Consider the following 23,702-nt stretch of genomic DNA (forward strand, 5'->3'; position numbering starts at 1 on the left):
TTGTTAAGGTTTGCGGGGCACCATGACGGGCATGCAATGGAGCCTGGAAATCATCCTCGTCGTGCTGCTTGGCGCGACCCTGTTCCAGGCCATGCGGCTGGAACGGGCGCTGGGTGTGCTGAAGCGCGATCGTGCCTCGCTTGAGGCGCTGGTGGCGCACTTCAACGCCAGCACGCAGCAGGCCGAGGGCGGCATCCAGCGGCTGCGCGCGGCGGTGGACAGCGCCGGACGGCAGATCGAAACCCAACTGAGCAAATCGGTATCACTGAAGGACGACCTGGCGTTCCTGAGCGAACGCGGCGAGCGGATCGCCGATCGCCTCGACGCACTGGTGCGGACCGCTCGGCCGCTGCTGCAGGAGCGGGGGGCGCAGGAGCGGGGCGTGCAGGAGCGGGGGGCTCAGGAACGGCCGGTCTACCCGGTCGAGCCCAGCGCGACAAACGGTGGCAGTCAGGTCGAGCGCAACCTGCTGCAGGCCTTGCGGTTGGCACGCTGATGTTGAAAGTCCCGGCGCCACGGTTGTTGCCGACCACGATCACGGTGATGGCGGCGGTGTTGCTGCTGAAGTGTGGCGTGCTGCTGGAGGCGGCGTTCAGCGACAGCGCGATGCTGGACAGCGGCATGGTCGCCAGCGCCAACGCCGCGAGCTCGGACGAGACCAAGCAGCCCGAAAGCCCGGCGCCGCCGACGCGGCAGAAAATTGCCGCCGCCGCGGCATTGGCGGCGAGCCGGGCGGCGGCGCCGCAGCCTTCTGCCGAACCGGCGGCCACCCCGCAACCGGTCAGCGACAGCGAGAAGGCATTGCTGCAAGAGCTTCGCCAGCGCCGCCAGGAGCTCGATGCTCGGGCTCAGGCGATCACCGCCCGCGAGTCGGTGCTGGTGGCGGCGGAGCGCAAGCTGGGCGCCAGAGTGGACCAGATGCAGGCGCTGCAGGCCAAGCTGGAGGGCCTGGACGCAGAGCAGAAGCGCAAGGTGGAAGCCGGTTGGCAGGGCCTGGTCAAGCTCTACGAAGTGATGAAGCCGAAGGACGCCGCGACGATCTTCAACGACCTGACGATGTCGGTGCTGCTGCAGGTGATGGATCGGATGAAGGACAGCAAGGCCGCCGCGATCATGGCGGCGATGAATCCCGACAAGGCGCGCGACGTGACCGCCGAACTGGCGCAGATGCGAACCGGGCGCGACGCGTCGGGCGTGTCGGGCGGACGTGACGCGGCGATCGCGCCGGTCGCGGGTCTGAAGCCTCCGGTCTCGGGTGGTTGAACGCAACAGCAAAGGAAAGCGTGCAATGGCGATCGACAAGTCGATGAATGTGCTGATCGTGGACGACTACAAGACGATGCTGCGGATCATCCGCAACCTGCTCAAGCAGATCGAATTCAACAACGTCGAGGAAGCCTCGGACGGGGCGGACGCGCTGACCAAGCTGCGCGGCGGCAATTTCGGGCTGGTGATCAGCGACTGGAACATGGCGCCGATGACCGGCCTGCAGTTGCTGCAGGAGGTGCGGGCCGACAACCGGCTGAAGAGCCTGCCATTCATCATGATCACCGCCGAGAGCAAGACGGAGAACGTGATCGCGGCCAAGGCGGCAGGGGTTTCCAACTACATCGTCAAGCCGTTCAACGCCGAAACGCTGAAGGACAAGATCGAAAAAGTGCTGAACCATGTCCATGCTTGAGTCCGTGGATCCGGCCGGCCCCGTCGGCATCGTTGCCCTGAAGCGAAAGCTGACCGAGATCAGGGGCCAGCAGCCCGCGGCCGAGCCCGCGATGATTACCGAGGTGGTACGTGCCGTGCTGACAACCATGAGCGACGAACTGACGGTGAAGGAATCATCCCTGCTGCGCGAGGTCGAGGAGCTGGGGCGGATGATCGCCAGCGCCAAGACCGAGATCGCGGCGCTGAAGGTCGATGACATCACCGGCCACGACATTCCGTTCGCCACCGATGAACTGGATGCCATCGTCGCGCACACCGCGCACGCCACCGACGCGATCCTGGAAAGCTGCGAGATGCTGGACGAGGTCGCGGCCACGGTCAGTGGTGAGCCGGCCGAGAAACTGCAGGCGGCGACCACGAAGATCTATGAAGCCTGCAGCTTCCAGGACATCACCGGGCAACGGATCACCAAGGTCGTCGGCACGCTGAAGACGATCGAGGGCAAGGTGGCCCAGATCATCAGCACGTTCGGCCAGGGCATCAGCGCCGCGGCAAGCCCGGCGCAACGCGTCGCCACCGAGGCCGACCTGCTGAACGGCCCGCAGCTTCCGGCGCACGCGATGGATCAGTCCGACATCGATAAATTGCTTGCAAGTTTCGAATGATGTTGCTCGCCAGTTTCGAATGATCCGGCAGCGGACACCACGCAGGACAGCGCACGCTCTGGCCGCAGCCGTCGTCCTGGTGGTTGAGACAAATCTCGCCGCGGCTGCGGGCCAGGCGGCGTTACCGGCGGCGTCTTCCGCTACCCTGCCGGTCATCACGGTAGTGCGTTCGGCCACCTATTTCGACCATGGCCGGCTGGTGATCGAGACCAACGGCCAGACCGAGTATCAGGTGCGGCAGGCCGGTAATCATGTGATGGTGCGGTTCGCCGACGGCATCGTGCTGGGCCGGCCGCCGGCGTCACCGCGCAATGTGGTCGATATCGTGACCGACGGTGCCGCGCTGGACCTGACCATCCAGCGTGGCGCGAGGATCCACGCGATGCGGCTGGACGGGCGGGTCGTCATCGACATTCTGGGTGCCTGGGCAGGGCCTCGGGCGATGGAGCATCCGGCGCTCAGCATGGCGTCCTCGCCCGAGTTGGGCGGCCGTTCGGCTGGCGGTTCGGCATCGGCGATCGCGGCGCTGCAGCGGACGCCGGCGGCGGCTGCTCCGGCGAGCCCGTCCGAGGCGGGCCAAACGATGGCGCCGTCGGCCGGGCAGGGGGCGGTGGGGCAACCGGTGTCGAGCCACAGGGTCGCGGGGCAAACAGCGGCGGCACCAGCGGGGCAGGGGACTTCGGGGCAACACGGGCCGCTGCAAACGGCTTCGGGGAAAACCGCCTCCGGCCAGCGGTTGGCGAGGCAAACGGTGCCGACGGCGTCGGCGCAATCGGCGTCGGGGCAAACTTCGTCGGCGCAAACCGCGTCGGGGCAATCGAGCGCTGATCCGGACGTGGTGCAGACGACCGAACCACTGTCGCCCGGACGCGATGTCATGCCGGAGAGCGACGGCCCGCTGTCGCTGCTGGCCAGGCGGGTGAGCCTGCCGAAGGAGATGGCCGGGACGGCGTTCCTGATCCCGTTCGACGCCACCACCGCGGCGGCGGCGTTCCGCGGCGGCGACAATGCCTACATCGTGTTCGATGAGCGGCGTCCGGTGGACATGAGCATGCTGCGCGGCGATCCCGTGTTCGCTGCGGCCTCGGTGCAGCTTCTGCCCAACGGCACGCTGGTTCGCATCCCGCTCGCACACGGCCAATCGATTGCCCTGACGCAGTTTCCGCACGGCTGGCGGATCGCGGCGCTGAACGGCGAGGCGAAACAGCAGCCGATCGTTGCTTCCTTCACCGGCGGCCACCTGAACCTGGCGGCGGAACAGCCCGGCGACGTCCTCAGCCTGGCCGATCCCGATACCGGGGCGACGCTGCTGGTGGGCACCCAGCATCGCCCGGGCCAGGCGATCAGCAACATTCGTCGCGGCGCCGAATTCGTGCTGCGCCCGACCACCCAGGGCGTCGCGGTCGAGGCGTTGGCGGACGCGGTGGTACTGCGCCAGACGGCGTCCGGTTTCAGTCTGTCCGGCGGCCCTGGCGGGCTGCTGCTGTCGCCACCGAGCAGCGCCACCGACGCGCTGATGGGCGCGGCGCTGCTGACCCGGCGACTGAGCTTCTCCACCATACCGCCCGAGGCGCTGCGGCGGCTGGCGCGAGCGCAGCTCAACGACGCCGCCGAGGCGCCGCCGCTAGCGCGCGGCCTGAAGCGCCACCTCGCGGCGCAAAGCCTGTTGTCGCTCGGTATGGCGGCGGAGGCGCAGAGCCTGTTGCACCTAGCGGCGTTGCAGGACCCGAAGGAGGCCGGTTCGGCCGACACCGAGGCGCTGACCGCGATCGCGGCGCTGCTGGCCGGGCGGCCGCAAGACGCCGATGGGTTGAAGGACCCGCGGCTGGACGGCAGCGACGAGATTGCGCTCTGGCGGGCGATCCGCCAGGCGATGGCCGACGATGGCTCGCCCGGTGCCGCGGCGGTGCTGGCGGCGACCGCGCCGCTGGTGTTCCAGTACCCCCAGGCGATCCAGGAGCACATCCTGCCGCTGATCCTGGAGACCATGATCAAGGGCGGCGAACTCGATCCGGCGGCACGGCTGCTGGATCAGCGCAAGGACGATCCAAAGCTCGATTTTGCCCGCGCCACGCTGCGCCAGGCCGAGGGCGACACCGATCAGGCGCTGGCCATGCTGGACGCGCTGAGCAACGGTCATGATCAGTTCGACCGCGCCCGCGCCGCGGTGCGCGCGGTCGAGCTCCGGCTGTCCACCGGCAAGCTGGACAAGGCGGCGGCGGCGGATGCGCTCGACAAACTGCTTTACGCGTGGCGCGGCGACGGTCGCGAACTGGCATTGCGCGAGCGGGTGGCGGAGTTGCGCGGGCAGACCGGACAATGGCGTAGCGCGCTGGCGACGCTGCGTCAGGCGCAGACGGATTTTCCCGAACAGGCGGCTCCGCTGCAGCAGCGGCTGAAAGAGACGTTCGCCGCGATGGTGCGGGCCGAGGGCGAGCAGCAATTGCCGGCGATCGATTTCGTCGCCAGCGTCGACGAGAACGCCGACCTGACGCCCGGGCCCGGCGAGGACGAAACCGTGCAGCAATTGCTGGCGGACCGGCTGGTGGCACTGGACCTGCCGGAGCGGGCCAAGCCGGTGCTGCAAAAGTTGCTGCATTCGGCGAAGACCGATGTGGCGAAGGCGCGCTTCGGTCTCAGCCTGGCGAGGCTTGACGCGCGTGATGGCAACAACGCCGGCGTGAAAGCCGACCTGGATGCCTCCGAGGCTAGCGGCCTGCCGCCCGATCTGGCCGAACAGCGCACCATCATGCGGGCCGGGTCGGTCGCCGGGCTGGGCAATCCGCCAGCCGCGGCGGCAATGCTGGCGGAACTGCGATCGGCCCCGGCGACGGCCGCGCGCGCCGAGATCCTGGAGAATGCCTCGGACTGGGCGGGCGCGGAGCAGGCCTGGTCGGACAACCTGGCGCTGACGGTGCCCGAGGCCGGCATCCTGAACGAGGCGCAGACCCGGACCGTGCTGCGGCTTGCCACCGCGAGCGCGCGCGTCGGTGACGATGCCGAACTGACCAAGCTGCGCGGGCAATACGGCAAACGCATCGGGCCTGGGCCGCTGGCCGACATGTTCCGGCTGCTGATTGCCGAACCGATCAACACCACCGCCGACATCACGCGCTCACAACGCGAGGTCAGCCTGGCGGCATCATTGCCGGCGGGGCTGAAGGCGCTGCAGGGCGACCCGCCGCCGCGGTGATCGGATCGCGCGCGCTGGCGCTGACCGGTGGTGTCGGCGCGGCGGCTTGGCGGGTTGCGGTTTTCTCATCGCGCGCGGCAAAAAAAGAGGCTTGCGCCCACCCCCCCTAATCATCATGTTCCGCTGCCTTGGCCCCAGGGGACAGTGGGCGCGATTTCGCGCGTACTGTCCAACAGGCTGTCTACTGGTAGGAAGGGGTACGCGATGAACGCACTCAGCCCACTGGGGATGGTCTCGGAACTTCCGAGCAGCAACCAGATGCAGTCCGACGCTGAGCGGACAACTGCGGAAGTCCAGAAGGACTATTTCGTGCAGAAAGATGGCGTCAAGTTCGCCGGCACGCATCTGCTGGTGGACCTGTGGGGCGCGTCCAACCTGTGCGATCCCGACCACATCGACCGGGCGTTGCGCGACGCGGCGGAGGCTTCGGGTGCGACCATCCTGCACGGTCATTTCCACCACTTCTCGCCGAACGGCGGGGTCAGCGGCGTGCTGGTGCTGGCGGAGAGCCATATCTCGATCCACACTTGGCCGGAGCGGGATTTCGCCGCCGTCGACATCTTCATGTGCGGCGCCTGCAACCCCTATCACGGGCTTCCCGCGCTGAAGGCGGCGTTCGACCCAAGCCAGGTCAACCTGGGTGAGCAGCGGCGCGGACTGATCGCCTGATCGGTCGAGCGGCCGCTGGCGATGACGGCGTGGAGCGAATGCGATGTCCACCGATAGCTGGATCAACGAAACGCTGTATCCCGATTGGGGCCAGCGGTTCCGCTCGGTGCGCGAACTAGCGCGCGTAAAAAGCGCGTTCCAGGACATCGTGGTGTTCGAGAGCGCATCGCACGGACGGGTAATGGTCCTGGACGGAGTGATCCAAATCACCGAGGCGGATGAGTTCGTCTATCAGGAGATGCTGACCCATGTGCCGCTGCTGGCGCATGGCGCGGCGCGCAACGTGCTGATCATCGGCGCCGGCGATGGTGGCGTGCTGCGGCGGGTGCTGCAGCACGCCACGGTGCGGCGCGCCGTGATGGTCGAAATCGACGGCGAGGTGATCCGGCTGGCAAAGCAGTTTCTGCCCGACATCGCCGGCGGCGCCTGGACCGATGCGCGGGCCGAGGTGGTGACCGGCGACGGCATCGATTACGTGCGGCGCGCGCCGGATGCCTGTTTCGATGTCATCATCGTCGATTCGACCGACCCGATCGGGGTCGGCGAGGCGCTGTTCACCGAGGCCTTCTATCACAATTGCGCCCGCATCCTGACCTCGCGCGGGGTCATCGTGAACCAGTGCGGCGTGCCGTTCATGCAGGCCGAAGAGTTGCGCGAGACCAGTGTTCGGCGGCGCAAGGCGTTCGCGCACGTCACCGCCTATGTCGCCGCGGTTCCGACCTATGTCGGCGGCTTCATGACGCTGGGATGGGCGGCGAAGCATGCCTCGCTTGCGGCGACGCCGGTGGAGACCCTGCGTCAGCGCGCCGCAAGCGGCGGGATATTGGGGACGACGCAATACTGGACGCCGGAGATCCATGCCGGCGCGTTTAACCTGCCGCCATACATCGCCCGCCATCTGGGCATGGCATCGGGATAGGGCTCAACGCCCGGGCGCGGCTGGCGGACTGCCGCGCTGGCATATCGCGGGCTATGTTGGCGCGGTCGGATCAACATCGAGGAAGTCGACATGCGTCTGGTGGTTCCCGTAGTGGCGAGTTTTCTGCTGGCAGCGTCGGTGGCGCCGGTCGATGCGCAGGTTGACAGCCGCGAGGGCATCGCGCTGCAGAACCAGATCTATCAGCTTCGGCAGGAACTCCGCTCGGCGGAGGATCAGATGCGTGGATCTGGCAACCGTACGCCGGCCTATGCGCCGCCGCCGCAACAGCTTGGCGGCGGCAGTGGCGACCTGGTGGCTCAGTTGCTGACCAGGGTGGATGCGTTGGAGGACCAGGTGCGCCAGTTGCGCGGCCGCATCGACGAGACGCAGAACCAGTTGCAGCGTCAGAACGAGGACCTCGGCAAGCGGATCGACGACCTGGCGTTCCAGGTCAATCCGCGGGCCGCGCAGCAGGGGTCGGGATCGCCGGACTATCCTAATCAGGGATCGCCCCAAGGGCCGCCTCCCCAGGGGCCGCGCGACGGGCCAGCCGTGGCAACGCTGACGCCGCCACCGACCGCACCGCGGCCGCCGTCCGGCCCGCGCACTCCGGAGCAGGAACTGCAGGACGGCAACAACGCCATGGCGCGGCGCGATTACGTTCGCGCGGAGGCATCGGCGCGCCAGGTGCTGAGCAACCGCACCTCGCCGCGGGCATATGACGCCAGGCTGCTGCTGGCACAGGCGCTGGCGGGACAGCGGCAGAATGCGCAGGCGGCGATCGCGTTCGACGATGCCTATAACAGTTCGCGCAAGGGCAGCCACGCGCAAGATGCGCTGCTGGGTCTGGCCGGGTCGCTGGCGGCGATCAACGAGAAGAAGGCGGCGTGCGACACGCTGACCCGGCTGCGGACGGATTTCCCGCAGCAACGCGCGGACATTGCCTCCGGCGCGGCGTCGACGGCGCAGAAAGCCGGCTGCCATTAACCCGCATCCGCCCGGCGCCGTTCATCGGCTGAGCGTGGCGTTCGCCCGAACGATGGACCGGCTGGGTCCGTTCGAGCCTTGCCCTGTCCTGGCGGTGGCGGTCTCCGGCGGCGCCGACAGCATGGCACTGTCCATCCTGGCGGCGGAGTGGACGCGCCGACGCGATGGATCGGCGCTGGCGCTGGTGGTCGATCACGGGTTGCGTTTGGCCTCGGCCGAGGAGGCCAGGGTCACCGTCGAGCGGCTTGCCGGCCTGGATATCGCGGCGCGGACGCTGCTTCTTAGCGGCCTGACGCATGGTCCGGCGCTGGCGGAGCGGGCTCGGATCGGGCGCTACGAAAGCCTGATCAAGGCGTGCCGAAGCGCCGGGGTGCTGCACCTTCTGCTTGGCCATCACCAGGCGGACCAGGCCGAGACGGTGGCGATGCGGGTGCTGCGCGGCAGCCGGACGCACGGCCTGGCGGGGATGGCGGCACTGCGAGAGACCGCCGCGGTGCGCCTGCTGCGTCCGCTGCTGGGGGTCCAGCCTGCGGTGCTGCGGGATTTTCTTTGCGATCGCGGGATCGGCTGGATCGAGGACCCGTCGAACCAGGACACGCGGGCGACCCGGCCCAGGCTGCGACATCGCCTGGCGGGCGCTGGGCTTGCCGCCAGTGGGCCGGGCGCCAGTGGGCCGGGCGCCAGTGGGCTCGGCGCCAGTGGGCTCGGCGCCAGTGGGCTGGGCACCAGTGGGCTGGGCACCAGTGGGCTGGGCACCAGTGGGCTGGGCACCAGTGGGCTGGGCACCAGTGGGCTGGCGGCGGCGATCGCCGCGGTGGGCGCGATGCGGGCGCGCGAGGAGGAAGAGGCCGGCGCCGAACTCGCGGCCCGCGCGATGATCCGGCCCGAGGGGTTCGCGCTGCTTAGCCCTGGGCGGATCGGGTCGGCCGCACTGGCCGGCCTGTTGCAGACGATCGGTGGTGCCAGCTATGCCGCCGGCGCCGATCGGGTCGCGGAACTGGCGGCCGACCCGAGGCCGGCGACCGTGGCGGGGGTGCGGATCATGCCGGCGGGCCGGTTCGGCAACGGGTTGTTGATCGTGCGGGAAGAGGCAGCGGTGATGCCAGCGGTCGCGGTTGCTCGGGACACCACCTGGGACAGGCGGTTTCGGGTGACTGCACCCGACGACAAGCCGGCGGCGACGGTGGGCAAGCTGGGGGCGGACGCGGCGCGGTTTCGCCGCCTGTCCGACCTGCCGTCGGCGGTGCTGCGCACGCTTCCCGCCGTCAGGGTCGGTAATTCGCTGGTCGCGGTGCCGCATTTGCGCTATGCGACCGACGGGCACGGGACAGCCATAAGGATCTGGTTCGCGCCTGCCAGGCCGGCTGCCGGAGCGGCTTTCGTGCCGGCGTCAGGGTTTTCTCGGCGTGGATTTGCCTGCTGAACACGGTTTGCTGTTGGTTTGACGCCACGATCGGGGCGTTCCGGACGCGATCGTGCTCTGGCTTTTGCGGCGGCCGGGTCCACTTCCCGGTTGTCAATCGCGGTGGCTTGGTGGACGATCGCGGAACAGCGGGGATGTAGCCATCGGTCCCGCACACTATGTAAAGGCCTGTCGGTCGGGCCGGAGATTGCCTGACGCCCGTAACCCGATGCCCGAAACCTGATACCCCTGGGGCGGACTGAGAACGTGAGCAAACTGATATGAGCAATTTCGGCCGCAACCTCGCGCTGTGGGTAATCATCGCCCTGCTGCTCGTGGTGCTATTCAATCTGTTCCAACCCGGGGTGAACCATACCAACTCCACCCAGATCGCCTACTCGGATTTCATCACCGAGGTGAATGGCGGGCGGGTCCGGGACGTGGTGATCCAAGGCCGGACGGTTTCCGGCCAACTGAACGACGGGCGCACGTTCCAGACCTACACGCCGGACGATCCCGCACTGGTGAAGACGCTGACCGACAAGAACGTCCGGGTCATCGCCAAGCCGGAAGACAGCGACGTCAACCCGCTGCTGCACTACCTGTTGTCGTGGTTCCCGATGCTGTTGCTGATCGGCGTCTGGGTGTTCTTCATGCGCCAGATGCAATCGGGCGGCGGCCGGGCGATGGGCTTCGGCAAGAGCCGAGCGCGGATGCTGACGGAAAAGCAGGGGCGGGTGACGTTCGAGGATGTCGCCGGCATCGATGAGGCCAAGAGTGAATTGCAGGAAATCGTCGAGTTCCTGAAAGACCCGCAAAAGTTCCAGCGGCTGGGCGGCAAGATCCCCAAGGGCGTACTGCTGGTCGGGCCTCCCGGCACCGGCAAGACGCTGTTGGCCCGTGCCATCGCCGGTGAGGCGAATGTGCCGTTCTTCACCATCTCGGGTTCGGATTTCGTCGAGATGTTTGTCGGCGTCGGCGCATCACGGGTGCGTGACATGTTCGAACAAGGCAAGAAGAACGCGCCCTGCATCATCTTCATCGACGAAATCGACGCGGTGGGGCGCCATCGCGGCGCCGGCCTGGGCGGCGGCAACGATGAGCGCGAGCAGACGCTGAACCAGATGCTGGTGGAGATGGACGGCTTCGAGTCGAACGAGGGCGTCATCCTGATCGCCGCGACCAACCGCCCGGACGTGCTGGATCCGGCGCTGCTGCGGCCTGGGCGTTTCGACCGCCAAGTGGTGGTGCCGAACCCGGACGTGAACGGGCGGGAGAAGATCCTGCGGGTGCATATGCGCAAGGTGCCGCTGGCGTCGGATGTCGATCCGAAGGTGATCGCGCGCGGCACGCCTGGGTTCTCGGGTGCCGACTTGGCCAACCTGGTGAACGAGGGTGCGTTGCTGGCGGCCCGGCTGGGCAAGCGGGTGGTGGCGATGGCCGAGTTCGAGGCCGCCAAGGACAAGGTGATGATGGGCGCCGAACGCCGGTCCTTGGTGATGTCGGAGGCTGAAAAGCGGATGACCGCGTACCACGAGTCGGGTCATGCGCTGTGTGCGATGCATGAGCCGGAGTGTGATCCGGTGCACAAGGCGACGATCATCCCGCGTGGCCGGGCTCTGGGCCTGGTGATGAGCCTGCCGGAGGGCGACCGCTACTCCAAGTCGAAGTCCAAGCTGTTGTCGGAACTGACCATGGCGATGGGCGGCCGGGCGGCGGAGGAGATCATTTTCGGCCCCGACAAGGTGTCCAACGGCGCGGCCGGCGACATCAAGATGGCGACCGACCAGGCTCGGCGGATGATCACTGAGTGGGGCATGTCGGACAAATTGGGCATGATCGCTTATGGCGATAACAGCCAGGAGGTGTTCCTGGGCCACTCGGTCACCCAGAACAAGAACGTGTCGGAAGCCACCGCGCGCGAGATCGACGGCGAGATCAAGGACATCATCGATCGCGCCTACAACAAGGCGCGCCGGTTGCTGACCGAGAACGTCGAGGAACTGCATCGGCTGGCACGTGGCCTGCTGGAGCATGAGACGCTGTCGGGCGACGAAATCCGCACCGTGTTGCGCGGCGAGCCGGTGATCCGCAAGGTGGTGGATGACCCGGCGCCGGAATCGCGGCGCGCCTCGGTGCCGACGGCGGGACGGCCGGCGTCGCCGCCCCCGACCGGTGGTGCGGCGCCGGCACCGCAGCCGGGTTGAGGTGACAGTGGTGGCATTAGCCGCCATTGGCTGCGCTTTTGGATTGCGCCTTCACTAGACCGCAGACAGGGCATTCAACCCTGTCTGCTTTGGCCATTATCCGCTATTCGACGCAAATCTGCGGCTCAAATGCCCTTCGGGCGGAGCTCGCCAGGCGGAAGCGTAAGATGCATCTGGGCTGGGGATCCGCACCCGCCCGGTCTGGTAATTTGACCGTTCGACTAAACTATACAAACGCGGATTGAAGACGATTCAACCCTCGGCCGTCGAGCCGTAATGGACGATAATGCGACTGTGTTTGGGTCGTTGCGAAAAAAGCTACAGGCTATTCCAGCCGAGTTTGAAATCGGCCTCGGTCTTGCGCCGGATGTCGCTGTCGGCGAGGGCCGTGTGTGCTCGCTCGCATCCCGACATCCACTCGACACCCACGCCAGGTTGCTCACACGAGGGCAGTGACTTGTTGCCGCGGTTGGCGGCCCAGAACAGCACCCCATTCTTGAAGTCGCCATCGGCAAGGGCTTCAAACCATCGTTCGTAATCGATGCGGGCCTGCCGCCCGTCGCGGAACGGCTGACCGGCCGGTGTCACCCCAGGCTGGGACTGCCCGGTGGCGACCGAGGCTGCCGCGGCACCCGATTGCAGCGCCTCGGTGTGGTTGGACAGCACCGCACCGTTTTCCGAGATGATGGCCATCACATCATCGCTGATCTTCAGCACGAAGTTGGCGGTGCCGACCGAACGCACACCACGTTCCGCGCTGCTCACGTCCCAGGCGACGACGCCGGTCACCGAGCAGACCGCCGCACACTGCACGAAGACCGTATTCGGCTTGATCCTATACTGACGCACCGGCCAGCGCTGGACAAACTTCTGCTTCTCGACAAGCACTCTGGCCTTCGGCACGTTCGACCCATAGAAGTTGACCAGGTCGGCATACATTGGCGTCAAGCTACTGACACTCGTTCCTGTGCCCGACCAATTGGCATAGTAGGTCTGGACGAAGCCAACGATGCGCGCTTCGCGCGGCGCAAGCGTGGCGGCAGGCGGCGGCACCGGGTCAGCCGGCGGCGATACCGGGTCGGCCGGCGGGGACGGTGGATCCTCCGGCAGGGTAACGAATGCCACGCCGATCTGATCCGCGAGTTCGCGGTTCAGCCAGCGCATCTCGGTGGGCGCCGCTGACGTCATGAACACCACCGCCTTGTAGGTAAGTCCGAGACGGTCGAGATAGGCGCCGACGACAGCGTTGGCGACGCCGCTCTCTGACGCCGTGGCGCCAACCCTGGTGTAGGCAGCATGGCAACCGACATGCGAAGTGGGACCGGCGATCCGCGGCGTCCCAGCCAGCCAAATCAGACCGCAGGCGGAGGCACATATGGCATCGTTCGGCACCAACGTGGCGAAATGACTGGCCCGGATCATCTCGCCGATCCGCAGCGCTTCGGTGACAGCGCCGCCTTCGCTGGCCAGCAGGACACCGGTCTGGCGCCGCGGGTCGGGCCGCAAGGCGCCGAACCGGTCGGCATCACCGGCCGCGATTTCGCCGCTGATGCTGATCAAGTTCACGCCATTCTGCACTTGATAGTCGATGGTGGCGGCGTGGCCGCAAATCGGCAGCAGCACGCCAAGCAAAGCGGCAGCGATCCGCGGTCGCCGGTTCGTGCAATGCATCCGGTTTACATAGGAGAACATCACTGCATGCTGATTCAATACGATGTCGGTATTATACTCTATTTGTAAAATACGGCTATCGCCTCAATCGGTCCGCGCGGAGATTTGATAATATCGAAACTGCAATGTCGAGCGGGAGCATCCGCGTGGCCCGCGCCAATGGGATCGGGCTGCGGGTGAAACTGTGCCTGGTTCGTCTGATCAACTGATTATTGCGCCGTGCGCCTGGTAGCGGGCGTCGAGCAACTCAGTATTCCGGCGCGCGAACAATCGCACGGATCGGCTGGATGCATCGCCACGCCGAACGATCATCCTGGATCAAGCCGCCGTGACGGGCGCTCCGCCTGGCGCAAGGAGCCTATCTGGGGCGCTCAGGCAACCCCCATCTCGATTGCAAGCCGGACCAGATCCAGCGTCCGCGCCACGCCGAGCTTCGCCTTGATCTGGGTACACGCATTGGCCACCGTCTTGTAACTGACACCGAGCGCATCGGCGATTTTCGATAGCTCCTGACCGTCACCAAGCAGCCGCATGATCTCGAGATCACGCTCGGTCAGCCGATCGTCCTGGTGGCTGGCTTCGGCGGCCTGCAGCGCCAGCCGCTGCGCGATCTCGGCTTCGATGTAGCGCCCGCCGCCGACGACGCGCCGCACCGCCCGCAGCAGCTCGTCGGGCGACGCATTCTTGCTCAGATAGCCGACCGCACCGGCGCGCAAGGCGCCTGCCGCGTAAAGTGTTTCTGCGTGCATGCTCAGCACCAGGACGCGGGCCTGCGGATGCTCCGTCAGGATGCGTCGCAACAATTCCAGACCGCCCAGTCCCGGCAGGTTCAGGTCGAGCAGGACCAGCGACGGCCGTGTGGCGCGCACCAGCGCCAGAGCCTCGCGCCCGCTCGCCGCTTCCTCGATCACGATGTCCGGCATCGCGGCCAGGAGCCGCCGCAACCCGGCGCGAACGATGGCGTGGTCGTCGACCAGCAGAACGTTCACGCGACTTCCATCGCCGCCGCGCAGGGCAGCCGAGCGGTCACGACCAATCCCTTTCCGGTTGTGTTGGGGATGACATCGAGGGTCCCGCCAAGCCCCTCCACACGCTCGCGCATGCCTTTCAATCCCAGTCCGGTTAATCCCAGCCCGGTCGATCCGAGCCCGGTCGATCCCAGTCCGGTCAATCCCAGTCCGGTCAATCCCAGCCCGGTCAATCCCAGCCCGGTCGATCCCAGTCCGGTCAATCCCAGCCCGGTCGATCCCAGCCCGGTCAATCCCAGTCTAGGCAATCCCAGTCCGGCCGCATTACGGCCGGTGCGCCCGGCGCCGGTGTCGGCGACACGGACCGTGACCGGACCAGTTTCGAACGCCTGGACGGCGATCTCGATCCGATGCGGGCGGCCGTGGCGAATCGCATTGGTCAACCCTTCCTGGATCACGCGGTAAATCGCCGCCATGGTCGGATCGCCCAGACGATCCTCGTCGACGGCGATCGCCAGCGCGAAATCCACATCGGGCTGTCGAACGCGCCAGAAGTCGACGAGATGCGCCAATGCCGGAGCCAGCCCGGCTGCCACCGGACTGGCCGGGCGCAGCCGGTGCAGCATGGCGCGGACATGGCGTTGCATGTGCTCCACGGCTTCGCGGATCGCACGGGCGCGTTCCGCCACCTCGGGAACCCGGTCGTCACTGGCCGATTGCTCGATCGAGGCGGCGTCGAGATTGACCGTGAACAGGAACGGCCCGACCTCGTCATGCAGGTCACGCGCGAGCTCCCTTCGTTCTTCCTCCTGCAGATTGAGCAGTTGTTCGTCGAGACGCAGGTTGCGGAGCCGCACCGCATCAAGCCGCTGCGCCATGGCGTTGAATCCGTCCGCCAGGCGCCGAAGTTCGGGGGGCCCGGCGGGGTCGATGCGCACGGCGCATTCTCCCGCCCCCACCAAGGCAAACGCCGCTGAAAGCCGGCCAAGCGGCCGAAACGCGCTACCCACCACCATGCTGATCAGCAAACTGCTCAGCGCGCAGGACAAGCCGGCCACCACGAGATCGTCCTGAAACTGCGTCCAGACCTCACCAATCTCGTTGCGCGGGTCGGGCTCGATGGTGATGGCCTCGCCGGCGCCGACATCGAGGCGCTCCGAAGACCGCGAAGGCGCAAACAGCGCGGCGAACCAGACCGGAACCCTCGGTCTGACCGTGCCCAGCTTCGACGCTATGCGGGGCCGGCCAGACGCATCGTGCCATATTGCCCGGACGTGGCGATCGCCGTCGAAGGTCCGCACCAGCGGTTCGATCCCGCTTGCCGGGTCGCGCGCCCGCGGCAGCTTGTCGATGCCGTTGCGCAGCGTCTGCGCGCCGACCGCGACCGCCGCCTGGATCTCGGTCCGCACCGATCGAACCGCGTGCCATGACGCGACCGCCCCGCCAAAGCCCAGGCTCACCAGCAGTGCGATTGCCATGGATGCGATCAGACGGACTCGCAACGACATCGTCGGACGTACTCCCCAGTTTCGGATGCTATGCGAAATCCGATGCCGCGCGAAGATCGGGAAGTGTTTCCCCCGATCGCGGGAATGATTGCCATCGACTTAGCCGGTCCGTTGGGCCAACGCTTGCCGACCAAGAACGAAGACCGGGGACGAAACGCCGATGACGAAGCACCGATGACGAAGCGCCGATGACGAAACACACCCCGCGCGAGGTCCACCGTGCCGCTGTCCGGCTGGCCGGGTCGGCCGCCCTGGCGGCGCTCTGCTGTGTAACCGCCAAGGCGCAGCAGCCGGCGGCGACCCCGGAGCCAGCGCTGTCGATCAGCGTCCCGCCGGTCAACATTATCGGCGCCTCGCCCTTGCTCGGCTCCGGTGTGGATCGCGATACGGTGCCCGGCGAAACCAACGTGCTGCGGCGCAACGACCTGACGCGTGGCGGCACCACGACGCCGGACGCGGTCCGCTCGTTGAACGAGCAGGTTGGCGGCGTCAACCTCGATTCGGCGTCCGGCAATCCCTTCCAGCCGTCGCTGTTCTACCATGGCTTCGCGGCTTCGGCGTTGCAGGGGACGCCGCAAGGCCTGGCGGTCTATGTCAACGGCGTCCGCTTCAACCAGGCGTTTGGCGACACGGTCAATTTCGACCTGCTGCCTAGCCTGGCGATCGACCAGATCAACCTGGAAGGCTCGAACCCGGTGTTCGGCCTGAACGCGCTTGGCGGTGCGCTGAGCGTGCAGTTGAAGAACGGCTTCACCTACCAGGGCGGCGAGATCGAACTGTCCGGCGGGTCATTCGACACCTACGGGGCGAACTTCCAGTATGGTCGCCAGAGCGGCAACACCGCGGCCTATGTCGCCGCAAGCGGCCTGCACCAGGGCGGCTGGCGCGATCTGCAGTCCTCCGACCTCGAGAATTTCTACGGCGATGTCGGTTGGCGCGGGAACAAGGGCGAGCTGCATTTCAACGCCCTGGTGGCGAACTCTGTCCTGAACGGGCCGGGGACATCGCCGGTCGAACTGCTGGCGGTCGATCCGGCCGCCCAGTTCACCGCGCCGAACCGGATCAGCAACCGCTTCACCCAGGTCAGCCTGTCGGGCAACCTGGACCTCAGCGACACGCTGTCGCTGCAGGCCGTCACCTATTACAACAATTTCCTGCAGCGGGTGATCAACGGCAACGCCCCCAACGACCTGCCCTGCAACGATGGGTCCGGGTTGCTGTGCAGCGATTCCGGCCCCAGCACGACGACCGCAGGAGGCACCATCCCGGCCTTCCTCGGCGCCAACCCGCTGGCCTATTCAGAGCTGGACAACCAGACCACCAACACCAACGGTTACGGCATCTCGGTCCAGGCGACCGATACGCAGACCGTGCTCGGCCTCGCCAACCATCTGGTTGCCGGTTTCAGCTTCGACGGTTCGCAGACCGGGTTCACCGCCGCATCGCTGATCGGCGGCATCACGCCCGACACCAGGGAATTTGTCGGCCCCGGTGTTACCATCGACGAACCGGACAGCAATTCGCCGGTCAGGGTGGCGATCAGTGACGCCTATTATGGCGCCTTCGTCAGCGACACCCTGAACATCACCGACCGCCTGGCGCTGACCGCATCGGGCCGGTTCAATGCCGCCCAGATCAACCTCAACGATCAGAATGGCGGCGATGTGACCGGCAACCACTCGTATCAGCGCTTCAATCCCGCCGGCGGCGTGACCTACAAGGTTGCACCGTGGCTGACGGCCTATGCCGGTTACTCGGAGGCAAACCGCGCGCCGACGCCGGCCGAACTGTCCTGTGCGGGTCCGACCGAATCGTGCAGCCTGGCCAACTTTTTCGTCGGCGATCCCGACCTGAAGCAAGTCGTTGCGCATACCATGGAGTTCGGCCTGCGCGGAACCGTGGCGACCGATAGCGCCGATCGACTGAACTATAACCTCGGATTCTACCGCAGCACCCTCGACGACGATATTCTGTTCGTCAACAGCACGACGCTGAACCGCGCGTTCTTCACCAACATCGGCCAGACGCGCCGGCAGGGCGTGGACGCCAGCGTCCAATACAAGGCGCCACGCTGGTCGGCCTACCTTGCCTACACCTATACCGACGCTACCTTCCGCGACGGCTTCGTGGAGGCCGCTGGCAACAATCCGGCCGCCGATGCCGACGGCAACATCACGATCGCCACCGGCAACCGGCTGCCCGGCGTCCCGGCCCATCAAGGCAAGCTGGGATCGACCTATCGTGTCACCGATCGGTGGACGGTGGGCGCCGCCGCGATCGCGCAGAGCGGGACCTACCTGTTCGGCGACGAGGCCAACCTGACGGCGAAGTTGCCCGCCTTCGTCACGCTCAATCTCAGCACCAGCTACCGCTTGACGCCGCACATCGAACTCTTCGCCCTGGTGGACAACGTCACCGCCGAGAAATACTACACCTACGGCACATTCTCGCCGACCACGGCGGTGTTTCTTGCCCAGGCGCCGAACTCAACCAATCCCCGCGCCTACAGTCCCGCCGCGCCGATCGCCGGCTTTGGCGGCGTGCGGATCAGGTTCTAGTCCAGGCCGGATGTTCGCCCGAGACGGGTCGCCCCGATCTCGGGCGAACATCCGCTCTCGGCTAATTTCCCGCCGCGACATTTCCGACACGATGCGGCAGCCGCAGCAAACCAGCAGGCCGCCAAAAATCAAGCGACGACCGCCGCAAGGCTGCGGTTCGTCTGCCCTGGCGAGCCCCCGGCTCGCGACATGCGGTCACAACCCCGCGCGCCCGGCGAACGCCCCCCACCTCCCGTCCGTCAACGTACAACACCGAACCGCAGGACCCACCGCATGCCCCAACACGACGTCGCCGCGCTGACCGACCTGCCGGACGGCGCCATGCGCACCGTCCAGGTCGAGGACCACCAGATCCTGCTGATCCGCGACGGCCAGGGCGTGCACGCCATCGGCGCGGTCTGCCCGCATGCCGGCGCCCCGCTCGATCAGGGCATCCGCAACGCCGACCGCATCGTCTGCCCCTGGCACAAGGCCGCGTTCTGCATCCGCACCGGCGCCCTGCTCGACCCGCCGGCCGTTGATCCGCTGCCGCGCTACGACGTGCGCATCGACTCCCAGCGCATCCTGCTGACGATCCCCCCAGCCGAACCCGCCACCCCGACCTTGCCACCGGACCGGCGCAGCTTCGTCATCGTCGGTGCCGGCGCCGCCGGAGCGCTGGCGGCGCAGACCCTGCGCCAGACCGGCTTCAACGGCCGCGTCATCATGCTCGATCGTGAAAACCGGGTGCCCTACGACCGCACCGTGCTCAGCAAATTCACCCTCTCCGGCGAGCCCAACGCCGAGAAATCTCCGCTGCAACCCCAATCGTTCTACCGCCAGCACCGGATCGAGCGCCGCACCGCCGAGGTCACCCGCCTCGATGCGACGCAAAAGCGCATCGACTGCGCGGACGGCAGCAGCCTAACCTACGACGCCGCCTTGCTCGCCACCGGCGCCGATCCCATCCTGCCGAAACTGCCCGGCGCCGCGCTGAAAAACGTTTTCCTGCTGCGCAGCCGATCCGACGCCGACGCCATCCTGGCGCAGGCCGAACGCAGCCAGCGCGTCGTCGTGCTGGGGGCCAGCTTCATCGCCATGGAAGTCGCCGCCAGCCTGCGCGAGCGTGGCCTCGACGTCACCGTCGTCGGCCAGGAAACCGCCCCGTTCGCCAAACAGCTCGGTGAGCGGATCGGCAACGTCTTCGTCGGCCTGCATCGCAACAACGGGGTCGAATTCCGCCTCGGCCAGAAGGTCCAGGCGCTGCACGGCGAGACCGACGTCCAGGCCGTGGTCCTGGCCGACGGCCAGCGCCTTGCCGCAGACCTCGTGGTGATCGGCTTCGGGGTCCGGCCGGTCACCGGATACCTGCACGGCGTGGCGCCGCACCCGGACGGCGGGGTCACCGTCGATGCCACCCTGAAGGCCGCCGACGGACTCTACGCCGCCGGCGACATCGCCCGCTTCCCGTTGCACGGCGACGGCCCGCCGATCCGCGTCGAGCACTGGCGGGTTGCCCAGCAACACGGCCGGGTCGCGGCCCTGAACATGGCAGGCCAGGGGGCGGCCCAGGGCGCAGGCCAAGGCGCCCGCTACGACGCAACCCCGGTGTTCTGGACCATTCAATACCTCAAACGCCTCGACTACATCGGCCACGCCACGGACTGGGACGACATCATCGTCCATGGCGATCTGGAAAAACCCGAGTTTCTTGCGTACTATGTCAAAGCTGGATGGGTCATCGCCGCCGCCGGCCTGGATCACGACCAGGACACCGCCGCGCTGATCGAATTGTTCAACCAGCGTCGCGACTGGACCCCCGAGGCGCTCGGCGCCACCCCGGCGGAGCGGTTCAAGTCACCGGCGTCAAAGCAGCCCTGATCGCGGCCATCCGGCCTGCGTCGCGATTATCGTCCTGACGCCGGCATATGCTCGCGCAGCACCTGGTTCATCCGCACCTGCCACCCCGGACCGCTCCGCCGATAGGCATCCAGCACATCGGCATCCAGCCGCAGCGTCTGGTTGATCTTCGTGTCCGCCTTGGCCGGCCGCCCGCGACCTCGGCGCAGCATCTCAGCGGCGGCGGGGCCAAAAACCTCGGCAAACACCTCCAGGGCAGGCCGAGCATTGCGGATCTGCTCGCGGCTCCATTCGGGATTTTCCTCATCCGGGCGGGACGCCTGTTCTGTTTCCATAATCGTTTTCAACATCCAAAATCAGGCTGAGCACGGCTTAATCAAGCCACATCGCCGGCTTAACGGGCGACATGAGCGAAGGTCCAGGCCATGACCGCGAACAGCGCCGAGGTGACAGCGACGCCCGCGCCAACAGCCGCGCTGAGTGCCTTCCACGGCTCCCAGCGCCGCTGCTCTTCCTTCAGCTTGGTATCAGCGGTTTTATTGGCGATGTCCGCGCGCATGAGGTCTATCCTCAGTTCGTGTTCCTCGTCCCCGACCTCAGCTCACAATGGTTTCCGGTCCCGGAGGAGCAAGTCAAAAAACGTCAGCACACTAATCCGCGCTCGCATAGTCCCAGCGATCGTCTTGCCAAATCGCCGCCCGCGCTCACCCCACCGCGACAGGAACCCGATCATCCGCCGGTGCGCCCACCAGCACGTCACCCAGCTTCTCCAGCAGATAATCCGCGTCCGCCGCGTCCACTGCCTCCACCTGCGTCAGCACCCGGCTGATCACCCGCCCGCGGAACCGCTCCAGATCGCGATCCTCGCCGTCGAACCGCGTCTCCTCCACCACATCCACCGCCGCCCGCACCGCCGCGAACAACCCCTCGGGCAGCCCCGCCCGCTGGTAGATCGCCGCCAGCCCGCGCCGGCTCGGGTCGTGGATCAGGATCTGCGCGTTATCCACCGGGATGTCGTTCCTGACCGCCAGCGCCGCCTCGAAGAACCCGATATCCCCGCTGCACAGCGCCCGCAGGATCAGCGACGGCGTCAACCGCCCGTTGCGATGCATCTGCGCGATCATGTGCCGCAAGTCCTCGTCCGAGGCCCCGGCACTCAACCGGATGATCGCCTGCTCACGCGATGCCAGCACGATGTTGGCCGCCGTCGCCGGAGCCAGGTCGTGCGCCTTCACCAGATGCGCCTGCAACGCCTTCGACACCATCGTGACCATCCGTTCGGCCACTGCGATCGGCAGCTTGTCCCGCAACACCATCGCATGCTTGACGTTGTCGCTGCCGGCGAACCGGGTCGCCGCGCGATGCAGCGTGTCCTCGGCGATGTTGGCGCTGTTGTTCGCCATCAGCACCACCACCGCCGGCTCCTCGCCGAACCGCACCAGCACATCCGCCACCGCTTCGCGCAGGCCAGCCCGGCTCGCGACCGCCTCTTGCTTCAGCGATGAACCGCGGCGCACGATCTCGATCAGGTCCTCATCCGTCAGCACCACCGAATCCGCCAGCACCGGCAGCGCCACGAACTCGACATCGTCGGCCAGCTTCCGCGCGATCTCGCGCGGCAGATGCGGCGAGTGGCGCAACGCCCGAGCCAGCGTCGCACGCACCGTCTCGGCCACATCGCGCGCCAGGATGCCGACGATTTCCTGCGCCAGCCTGACCTCGCCCGCGGTCAGTCCGTTCGCCGACAGACCCGCCGCCACCTTGCCCGCCAGTTCGGCGCGCATCTCGGGCGAGGGCTCCGCCATCAATCGGGCGACATCCTTGGGGGAAAGAACGACAGCCATGCAACCCTCGTGCTGGACACTGGTTCGCCCCAGTGTCAGGCCGACAGATGAATAACCGGTTAACTCCCCGCCCGGCAAAGCCCTCGCGTCATGCCGGCAATGGCATGTTGTCACGAAGCCCGATAAAACCATGCGGCCGCCGCGATCTGGCCGCGAGATCCGAACCCATGGATGAACCAGAGCTTGCAGCCAGCCTTGCCCGCCGCCTCGATACCCCGCCGGCCGCCGCCCACTCCCGATTCGGCCCGCGCCGTGCTCCGCCGAGCAACCGACGCAGCGCACGCCAGGCTGCATCACGCCCCGGCCTTCGCCCGGCTTGCGGCCGGCCGGATCGACCTTGCGGAGTACCGCCGCCTGCTTGCCCGTCTCTGGGGCTTTCATCACCCGATCGAGCACCGACTGCGCGCCGCGCCCTGGCCGACCGCGGCCGCCGTGCTCCTGCCGCAACGCCGCCGCGCCCATCTGCTGCACCAGGATCTTCGCGACCTCGGCCTGCAGCCGAACCAGATCGCCGACCTGCCGCGGGTCCCCCTGGACCGCCTGCCGGCGCTGACCGATGCCGCCCGCTTCCTCGGCTGTCTCTACGTCCGTGAGGGCGCCACGCTGGGCGGCCGACTCCTCGCCGCCGCCCTCGATCCCCTGCTGGGACCCGCAGCCGTCAGCGGCCGGCGCTTCCTGCTCGGCAGCCGAAACGACCCCGCGCTATGGCGCCTGCTGTGCGAGGCGCTGGAGACCGTCGAACCGAACCACCGCGACGGCCTGATCGCCGGCGCCCGCGAAAGCTTTGCCGCCCTGGAGGCCTGGCTCGGCCCGCAGTAACTCAGCGTCTCGACAAAACCGCCCGATTGAACCGATCCGCGATTGCCGGGCCGCCAGCCATAGTCCTTCCGAACCATGCCCCGGAGCCGACCATACCGCTGCTACCAGCCGTAACCCGGCCCATACGACAGCACGTAGCCAGGCCCCCACGGGCCCCAGGCCCCCCAATTCCATGCCGGATTGGAGTACATCTGCGCGGTCAGTTCCTGCTGATCCGCCAGCCGCTGCTGCTGGATATGATACATGTACTGGTTGTACGATTGCTGTGACCCGACATACAAACAATCACAAACCAACGGATCAGAGTAGATATAGCTGACAGTATCACCATGAAAACGCTGAATGAAGCGGTGCGGCGGCAACTCGTTCAACATGGCTTGACGTTCGGGAGTATTGGCCGGCCGCACGATAAACCCAGCCGCGGCCAGATTGTCCTCGTGCTGCGCAACGATCTGCTGCGGCGTGGCGCAGCTCGCCAGCGCAAGCATGCCAAGCAGTGTAACAACTGATCTCAATCCATTGGCGCTGTTGCCGCCGACAAACCGCAGTATACTCGCACTCATCATTTCCCTCCGTCTTCGCCGCGTTGCTAATGCATTGTCACAGGCCAGTCCACCCCAGCGCCCGGCAAGCGCCTATCCGCTTGAGCGAAGTCGGCAAGGCCAAGCACCTGACGGTCACGGGGTTTGGGCCGGTCACACGCCTCGGCCCAGATCACTACCGTGCGCTCGCGCCCGTTGCCTGCGACGGCAACCGGCCGGGTCTAGGCCATGTCCTGATATCGGCCGATG

At 67.0% G+C, this 23,702-nt stretch carries 20 protein-coding genes; 13 read left to right on the forward strand and 7 right to left on the reverse strand.

The features are described 5' to 3' along the window. Positions 1-22: 22 nt before the first annotated feature. The 10 genes from ACQY4T_RS11915 (at position 23) to ftsH (ending at position 11,704) form a co-directional block, all read left to right on the forward strand. Positions 23-496 carry a DUF6468 domain-containing protein gene (locus ACQY4T_RS11915; RefSeq protein WP_428542039.1) on the forward strand — a complete coding sequence of 158 codons (474 nt, stop codon included), beginning with the start codon at positions 23-25 and terminating at the stop codon, positions 494-496. Then, the gene (locus ACQY4T_RS11920) at positions 496-1,263 is read left to right on the forward strand and encodes a MotE family protein (protein ID WP_428542042.1); all 768 of its coding nucleotides are present in this window, start codon (positions 496-498) and stop codon (positions 1,261-1,263) included. Before ACQY4T_RS11915 ends, ACQY4T_RS11920 begins: the two co-directional genes overlap by 1 nt. A gap of 25 nt (positions 1,264-1,288) precedes the next feature. After that, complete coding sequence (locus ACQY4T_RS11925; protein WP_428542045.1) at positions 1,289-1,681, forward strand: chemotaxis response regulator CheY; 393 nt, start codon at positions 1,289-1,291, stop codon at positions 1,679-1,681. Further along, a complete protein-coding gene (locus tag ACQY4T_RS11930) occupies positions 1,674-2,327 on the forward strand; it encodes a protein phosphatase CheZ (RefSeq protein ID WP_428542048.1) in 654 nt (217 codons plus the stop codon). The genes ACQY4T_RS11925 and ACQY4T_RS11930 overlap by 8 nt, the downstream gene beginning before the upstream one ends. A 79-nt stretch (positions 2,328-2,406) precedes the next feature. After that, positions 2,407-5,520, forward strand: a complete 3,114-nt coding sequence (locus ACQY4T_RS11935) for a hypothetical protein (RefSeq protein ID WP_428542051.1) — start codon at positions 2,407-2,409, stop codon at positions 5,518-5,520. A 204-nt stretch (positions 5,521-5,724) separates the two neighbouring features. Continuing rightward, positions 5,725-6,189 (forward strand): adenosylmethionine decarboxylase, encoded by a 465-nt coding sequence (speD, locus tag ACQY4T_RS11940; protein WP_428542054.1) that lies wholly within the window; start codon positions 5,725-5,727, stop codon positions 6,187-6,189. A 43-nt stretch (positions 6,190-6,232) separates the two neighbouring features. Next, on the forward strand, positions 6,233-7,108 hold the full coding sequence (gene speE, locus ACQY4T_RS11945) for a polyamine aminopropyltransferase (protein ID WP_428542057.1): 876 nt from the start codon (positions 6,233-6,235) through the stop codon (positions 7,106-7,108). Between the two features lie 90 nt (positions 7,109-7,198). Further along, entirely contained in the window at positions 7,199-8,095 is an 897-nt protein-coding gene (locus ACQY4T_RS11950) for a tetratricopeptide repeat protein (protein ID WP_428542060.1), read from the forward strand. A 34-nt stretch (positions 8,096-8,129) separates the two neighbouring features. Next, positions 8,130-9,518: a tRNA lysidine(34) synthetase TilS gene (gene tilS / locus ACQY4T_RS11955; protein ID WP_428542063.1), complete on the forward strand. Its 1,389-nt coding sequence runs from the start codon at positions 8,130-8,132 to the stop codon at positions 9,516-9,518. Positions 9,519-9,778: 260 nt separating this feature from the next. Then, positions 9,779-11,704, forward strand: a complete 1,926-nt coding sequence (gene ftsH / locus ACQY4T_RS11960; RefSeq protein ID WP_428542066.1) for an ATP-dependent zinc metalloprotease FtsH — start codon at positions 9,779-9,781, stop codon at positions 11,702-11,704. 318 nt (positions 11,705-12,022) lie between these two features. Here ftsH and ACQY4T_RS11965 read toward each other — a convergent pair whose 3' ends face one another. The 3 genes from ACQY4T_RS11965 to ACQY4T_RS11975 all read right to left on the reverse strand — a co-directional run bounded on the left by ACQY4T_RS11965 (position 12,023) and on the right by ACQY4T_RS11975 (position 15,821). Beyond that, complete coding sequence (locus ACQY4T_RS11965) at positions 12,023-13,396, reverse strand: hypothetical protein (RefSeq protein ID WP_428542069.1); 1,374 nt, start codon at positions 13,394-13,396, stop codon at positions 12,023-12,025. Between the two features lie 350 nt (positions 13,397-13,746). Then, the gene (locus tag ACQY4T_RS11970) at positions 13,747-14,364 is read right to left on the reverse strand and encodes a response regulator (protein WP_428542072.1); all 618 of its coding nucleotides are present in this window, start codon (positions 14,362-14,364) and stop codon (positions 13,747-13,749) included. Continuing rightward, positions 14,361-15,821: a histidine kinase gene (locus ACQY4T_RS11975; protein WP_428542075.1), complete on the reverse strand. Its 1,461-nt coding sequence runs from the start codon at positions 15,819-15,821 to the stop codon at positions 14,361-14,363. The genes ACQY4T_RS11970 and ACQY4T_RS11975 overlap by 4 nt, the downstream gene beginning before the upstream one ends. A gap of 218 nt (positions 15,822-16,039) precedes the next feature. Here ACQY4T_RS11975 and ACQY4T_RS11980 point away from each other — a divergent pair, with 218 nt between their 5' ends. Then, positions 16,040-18,409, forward strand: a complete 2,370-nt coding sequence (locus ACQY4T_RS11980) for a TonB-dependent receptor (protein WP_428542078.1) — start codon at positions 16,040-16,042, stop codon at positions 18,407-18,409. A gap of 273 nt (positions 18,410-18,682) precedes the next feature. Next, entirely contained in the window at positions 18,683-20,269 is a 1,587-nt protein-coding gene (locus ACQY4T_RS11985; RefSeq protein WP_428542081.1) for an FAD-dependent oxidoreductase, read from the forward strand. A 26-nt stretch (positions 20,270-20,295) separates the two neighbouring features. Here ACQY4T_RS11985 and ACQY4T_RS11990 read toward each other — a convergent pair whose 3' ends face one another. The 3 genes from ACQY4T_RS11990 to ACQY4T_RS12000 all read right to left on the reverse strand — a co-directional run bounded on the left by ACQY4T_RS11990 (position 20,296) and on the right by ACQY4T_RS12000 (position 22,092). Continuing rightward, positions 20,296-20,598: a BrnA antitoxin family protein gene (locus ACQY4T_RS11990; RefSeq protein ID WP_428542084.1), complete on the reverse strand. Its 303-nt coding sequence runs from the start codon at positions 20,596-20,598 to the stop codon at positions 20,296-20,298. Between the two features lie 44 nt (positions 20,599-20,642). After that, complete coding sequence (locus tag ACQY4T_RS11995) at positions 20,643-20,807, reverse strand: hypothetical protein (protein WP_428542087.1); 165 nt, start codon at positions 20,805-20,807, stop codon at positions 20,643-20,645. 145 nt (positions 20,808-20,952) lie between these two features. Continuing rightward, a complete protein-coding gene (locus tag ACQY4T_RS12000) occupies positions 20,953-22,092 on the reverse strand; it encodes a DUF2336 domain-containing protein (protein WP_428542090.1) in 1,140 nt (379 codons plus the stop codon). 171 nt (positions 22,093-22,263) lie between these two features. On the opposite strand from ACQY4T_RS12000, the gene ACQY4T_RS12005 reads away from it, so the two are divergent. Continuing rightward, on the forward strand, positions 22,264-22,911 hold the full coding sequence (locus ACQY4T_RS12005; protein WP_428542093.1) for a biliverdin-producing heme oxygenase: 648 nt from the start codon (positions 22,264-22,266) through the stop codon (positions 22,909-22,911). Between the two features lie 101 nt (positions 22,912-23,012). Here ACQY4T_RS12005 and ACQY4T_RS12010 read toward each other — a convergent pair whose 3' ends face one another. Further along, positions 23,013-23,474, reverse strand: coding sequence for a hypothetical protein (locus ACQY4T_RS12010; protein WP_428542096.1), 462 nt, complete (start codon positions 23,472-23,474; stop codon positions 23,013-23,015). Between the last annotated feature and the right edge of the window lie 228 nt (positions 23,475-23,702).

Source organism: Rhodopila sp., assembly GCF_965277825.1.
In the GTDB taxonomy this organism is placed as follows: domain Bacteria; phylum Pseudomonadota; class Alphaproteobacteria; order Acetobacterales; family Acetobacteraceae; genus Rhodopila.

Excerpts from the sequence above, each read along its gene's own strand:
- ACQY4T_RS12010 (WP_428542096.1), bottom strand. The coding sequence starts at position 23,474 with ATGAGTGCGAGTATACTGCGGTTTGTCGGCGGCAACAGCGCCAATGGA.
- ACQY4T_RS11925 (WP_428542045.1), top strand. The coding sequence starts at position 1,289 with ATGGCGATCGACAAGTCGATGAATGTGCTGATCGTGGACGACTACAAG.
- ACQY4T_RS11915 (WP_428542039.1), top strand. The coding sequence starts at position 23 with ATGACGGGCATGCAATGGAGCCTGGAAATCATCCTCGTCGTGCTGCTT.
- ftsH (WP_428542066.1), top strand. The coding sequence starts at position 9,779 with ATGAGCAATTTCGGCCGCAACCTCGCGCTGTGGGTAATCATCGCCCTG.
- ACQY4T_RS11975 (WP_428542075.1), bottom strand. The coding sequence starts at position 15,821 with ATGGCAATCGCACTGCTGGTGAGCCTGGGCTTTGGCGGGGCGGTCGCG.
- ACQY4T_RS11920 (WP_428542042.1), top strand. The coding sequence starts at position 496 with ATGTTGAAAGTCCCGGCGCCACGGTTGTTGCCGACCACGATCACGGTG.
- speD (WP_428542054.1), top strand. The coding sequence starts at position 5,725 with ATGAACGCACTCAGCCCACTGGGGATGGTCTCGGAACTTCCGAGCAGC.
- ACQY4T_RS11980 (WP_428542078.1), top strand. The coding sequence starts at position 16,040 with ATGACGAAACACACCCCGCGCGAGGTCCACCGTGCCGCTGTCCGGCTG.
- speE (WP_428542057.1), top strand. The coding sequence starts at position 6,233 with ATGTCCACCGATAGCTGGATCAACGAAACGCTGTATCCCGATTGGGGC.
- ACQY4T_RS11950 (WP_428542060.1), top strand. The coding sequence starts at position 7,199 with ATGCGTCTGGTGGTTCCCGTAGTGGCGAGTTTTCTGCTGGCAGCGTCG.
- ACQY4T_RS11995 (WP_428542087.1), bottom strand. The coding sequence starts at position 20,807 with ATGCGCGCGGACATCGCCAATAAAACCGCTGATACCAAGCTGAAGGAA.
- ACQY4T_RS12000 (WP_428542090.1), bottom strand. The coding sequence starts at position 22,092 with ATGGCTGTCGTTCTTTCCCCCAAGGATGTCGCCCGATTGATGGCGGAG.
- ACQY4T_RS11930 (WP_428542048.1), top strand. The coding sequence starts at position 1,674 with ATGCTTGAGTCCGTGGATCCGGCCGGCCCCGTCGGCATCGTTGCCCTG.
- ACQY4T_RS11990 (WP_428542084.1), bottom strand. The coding sequence starts at position 20,598 with ATGTTGAAAACGATTATGGAAACAGAACAGGCGTCCCGCCCGGATGAG.
- ACQY4T_RS12005 (WP_428542093.1), top strand. The coding sequence starts at position 22,264 with ATGAACCAGAGCTTGCAGCCAGCCTTGCCCGCCGCCTCGATACCCCGC.
- ACQY4T_RS11965 (WP_428542069.1), bottom strand. The coding sequence starts at position 13,396 with ATGTTCTCCTATGTAAACCGGATGCATTGCACGAACCGGCGACCGCGG.
- ACQY4T_RS11985 (WP_428542081.1), top strand. The coding sequence starts at position 18,683 with ATGCCCCAACACGACGTCGCCGCGCTGACCGACCTGCCGGACGGCGCC.